4 protein-coding genes are annotated in these 3,257 nt (G+C 60.5%); 2 read left to right on the forward strand and 2 right to left on the reverse strand.

Annotation, left to right across the window (positions count from 1 at the left end):
- The first annotated feature begins 222 nt into the window (after positions 1-222).
- On the forward strand, positions 223-699 hold the full coding sequence (locus ACRESD_RS25160; protein ID WP_028618540.1) for an acyl-CoA thioesterase: 477 nt from the start codon (positions 223-225) through the stop codon (positions 697-699).
- 125 nt (positions 700-824) lie between these two features.
- On the opposite strand, the gene pdxY is transcribed toward ACRESD_RS25160, so the two are convergent.
- Positions 825-1,697: a pyridoxal kinase PdxY gene (gene pdxY, locus ACRESD_RS25165; RefSeq protein ID WP_431753380.1), complete on the reverse strand. Its 873-nt coding sequence runs from the start codon at positions 1,695-1,697 to the stop codon at positions 825-827.
- Positions 1,698-1,814: 117 nt separating this feature from the next.
- Here pdxY and ACRESD_RS25170 point away from each other — a divergent pair, with 117 nt between their 5' ends.
- Complete coding sequence (locus ACRESD_RS25170; protein ID WP_431753381.1) at positions 1,815-2,210, forward strand: DUF3301 domain-containing protein; 396 nt, start codon at positions 1,815-1,817, stop codon at positions 2,208-2,210.
- On the opposite strand, the gene ACRESD_RS25175 is transcribed toward ACRESD_RS25170, so the two are convergent.
- Positions 2,204-3,166, reverse strand: coding sequence for a CobW family GTP-binding protein (locus ACRESD_RS25175; protein ID WP_431753382.1), 963 nt, complete (start codon positions 3,164-3,166; stop codon positions 2,204-2,206). The genes ACRESD_RS25170 and ACRESD_RS25175 overlap by 7 nt on opposite strands.
- Positions 3,167-3,257 lie beyond the last annotated feature (91 nt).

Raw genomic sequence — 3,257 nt, forward strand, 5'->3', positions numbered from 1 at the left:
GCGAAAGGAAAAGTCGGCCTTGATCGTAAGTAATACCCTGAGATGGGCTTTTGAAGGTTAACACCGCGACTTCCGGCAGAAAGCCGGTGCAATATATGGAAACAGATCGGTCCCGGCGTGACGGCGAGCGGCCCACCGGCGTCCCGTAAGGGAGAGCGCTGCAAAGATTCCAGCATCCGCAGAGGTGCCCCTCAACCGATGCCTACAACCCGTGAGTGTGCTATGGAACCCGGAAACGCCCAACTGTCGATGACGGTATTGATGACCCCTGACATGGCCAACTTCTCAGGCAATGTCCACGGCGGCACCCTGCTCAAGTATCTCGACGAAGTGGCCTACGCCTGCGCCAGCCGTTATGCCGGGCGCTATGTCGTCACGCTGTCGGTCGACCAAGTGATTTTTCGCGAACCGATCCATGTCGGCGAGTTGGTGACCTTCCTCGCATCGGTCAACTACACCGGCAACACCTCAATGGAGGTGGGCATCAAGGTAGTGACCGAGAACATCCGCGAGCGCTCGGTGCGTCACACCAATAGCTGCTTCTTCACCATGGTGGCGGTGGACGACCAGCGCAAACCGGCCGCTGTACCGCCGCTGCAGCCGCAGAACAGTGAAGACAAACGCCGCTTCGTACAGGCCCAGCAGCGTCGGCAGATTCGCCAGGAGCTGGAAAAGCGTTATCAGGAAATCAAAGGCTGACGGCTGCGAACACGATTCAAATGTGGGAGCTGGCTTGCCTGCGATGGCGGTAGATCAGTCAATACAGAGGTGACTGACAGACCGCTATCGCAGGCAAGCCAGCTCCCACATTGGGTTTTGCGTGATTACAGGCTGATCGGTGTCGCTTCGAATCGCACACGCGGATGGGCGATACGATCCTGGGCCCGCACCAATTCCAACTCGTAGCTGGCGCAGGCCTGGGTTTCCAGCAGTACTTCATGCACGGCGGCTGCCGTGAACTCGAAGGCGGCCAGCAAGCTGTCGCCCAACAGCACCCGCGCCAGGAACAGCCCGGACGTCAGGTCACCCACACCCACCGGCTGGCGCGGAAAGGCCAGCAACGGCCGGCGCAGGTGCCAGCTGCCTTCAGCGGTGACCAGCAGCATCTCGAAACCATCCGGCAGTTTGCCGGGATAATCCAGGTGTTTGACCAGCACCGCCTTCGGCCCCCGCGCCAGCAGCGCCTTGGCCATGCCCAGACAATCAAATAGCGATTGCGGCTTGCGCCCGGCGAAGCTGTCCAGCTCAAGCTGGTTGGGGCATAGGAAATCGGCCACGGCTGCGGCTTCGTCCAGCAGGAAATCACTGACATCCTGGGGCACGATGCAACCTTTTTCCGGATGCCCCATCACTGGATCACACAGGTACAGGGCCTTGGGGTTGATGGCCTTGATACGCGCCACACCCGTGAGAATCGCCCGGCCCTGATCGGCACTGCCCAAGTAGCCGGACAGCACCGCGTCGCAGTTACCCAGTTCACCAATCGCGGCAATGCCTTCCACCAGCGCAGGAATTTGCTGCGGCGCCAACACTTCTCCCGCCCACTGGCCATACTGAGTGTGGTTGGAGAACTGCACCGTATTGAGCGGCCAGACATTCACCCCGACCCGCTGCATGGGGAACACGGCGGCGCTGTTTCCGGCGTGGCCAAAGACCACATGAGACTGGATCGCAAGCAGATGAGGTGTGCGTTTCATGCGGGAGATTTCCGTAAAGCCATTGAAATTCTGGCCGCGCAGTATGCGACTAAACGCAGCCTGTACGACAGACCAGCGACACAGTTAAGCTGCTCTCACTTTGTTGGAGTTCATCGCATGCTGACCCTGGGAAACATCTTCGTGTTGATGCTGCTGGCGACCGGTGCCGCCTGGGTATGGCACAACCACGGCCTGCGCGAGCGGGCGCTGGAGCGGGTCAAGCAGCATTGCGCCAAGCTCGACATCGAACTGCTCGACGGCGCGGTGGCGTTGAAACGCATTGGTTTTGTGAAGGACGCCAATGGTCGGCGGCGCCTGGCCCGCATCTATAACTTCGAGTTCACCGTGACCGGGGAAGCCCGTCACCCCGGGACCATCACCCAGTTTGGCGCCCACAGCGCCCAGATCGAACTGGCGCCCTACCCGTTCGAGATCAAGACACCGCTGCCCAGCGCCGAAGTGATTGAATTGAGCCAGTGGCGTCAGGACCACGCCACCAAGCACCGTCACTGACGGCAGGCGGCAAGAGCGCTCTGCAACGCGACCCCATCCTGGGGTTCGCTGAAAATCAACTCCATGCGTGAATCACGACGCCACTCGCTGGGTTGCCAGTCGAGTGGGCTGTTATCCACAGCATTGGCCGAGACCCAACCGTCGCGGTTGTGGATAACCAGCTTTGCACGACGCCATTCAAGGCTGCCCAGCCAGTGATGCAGGCGCTGGGTATCGAATTGCTGGCTCGGGTGCCAGCGCCAGCCGATGCTCCAGCCACCCTCCTGTGATTGACTGAGACAGATAGGCAGCGCCGGATCACTCCAGATGGCGGGTATTTGCGCCAAACCTTTGGGCAACTCGAAGTTATCCACAGCGGTTGCCGCTGTTGAATTCAGACCCGGCAACTGCGCCAACGGCAAATGCGCCTGCTGGGTCCAATAAAGCGGTCGATTGGGTAATAGACGTTCGATAGCCTGACGTTGAGCCGCATCGAGCGACTCGTCCTTGTTCAACACCAGCAGCCCGGCACTTGTCAGTGTTTCCCGCTGTGCTTCAGGCAAAGCCTTGCCCGCCGCCAGCGCCTGGGCATCCAACACCAGTACGCAGGGTTGCACCGCCAGCACCTGCTGCCAAGGCGCAGCCCGCAGTTGCTTGAGCAATTGCGCCGGATGCCCTAAGCCTGATGGCTCGATAAACAACCGATCCGGCTTGGCCTTACGCAGCAAGCGACCCAGGCCCACCTGGAACGGCGCACCATTCACACAACACAAACAGCCTCCGGCCACTTCGCCCAGAGCAATGCCGTCGTCATCCTGGGTGAGCAAGGCAGCGTCCAGGCCGATCTGCCCGAACTCGTTGATCAAGACGGCCCAACGCTCGTTGGCCGGGCGCTGGGCGAGCAGGTGTTTGATCAGGCTGGTCTTGCCGGCACCCAAAGGCCCGGCAATCACATGAGTAGGGATGTTCTGCAGCATGAGGGGCATCATTCAGACCGTGTAGAGAGGTTGATCCTACGCGGTTATGCGAGCCAATCCAGCGTCAGGATCAACCGTCGCTCATCCGCGC

Origin of the sequence: Pseudomonas sp. (assembly GCF_050739995.1) — a bacterium.
Taxonomy (GTDB): Bacteria; Pseudomonadota; Gammaproteobacteria; order Pseudomonadales; family Pseudomonadaceae; genus Aquipseudomonas.

What these genes read in the sequence shown, in the direction of transcription:
- ACRESD_RS25160 (WP_028618540.1), top strand. Translation starts at nt 223, where the DNA reads ATGGAACCCGGAAACGCCCAACTGTCGATGACGGTATTGATGACCCCT.
- pdxY (WP_431753380.1), bottom strand. Translation starts at nt 1,697, where the DNA reads ATGAAACGCACACCTCATCTGCTTGCGATCCAGTCTCATGTGGTCTTT.
- ACRESD_RS25170 (WP_431753381.1), top strand. Translation starts at nt 1,815, where the DNA reads ATGCTGACCCTGGGAAACATCTTCGTGTTGATGCTGCTGGCGACCGGT.
- ACRESD_RS25175 (WP_431753382.1), bottom strand. Translation starts at nt 3,166, where the DNA reads ATGCTGCAGAACATCCCTACTCATGTGATTGCCGGGCCTTTGGGTGCC.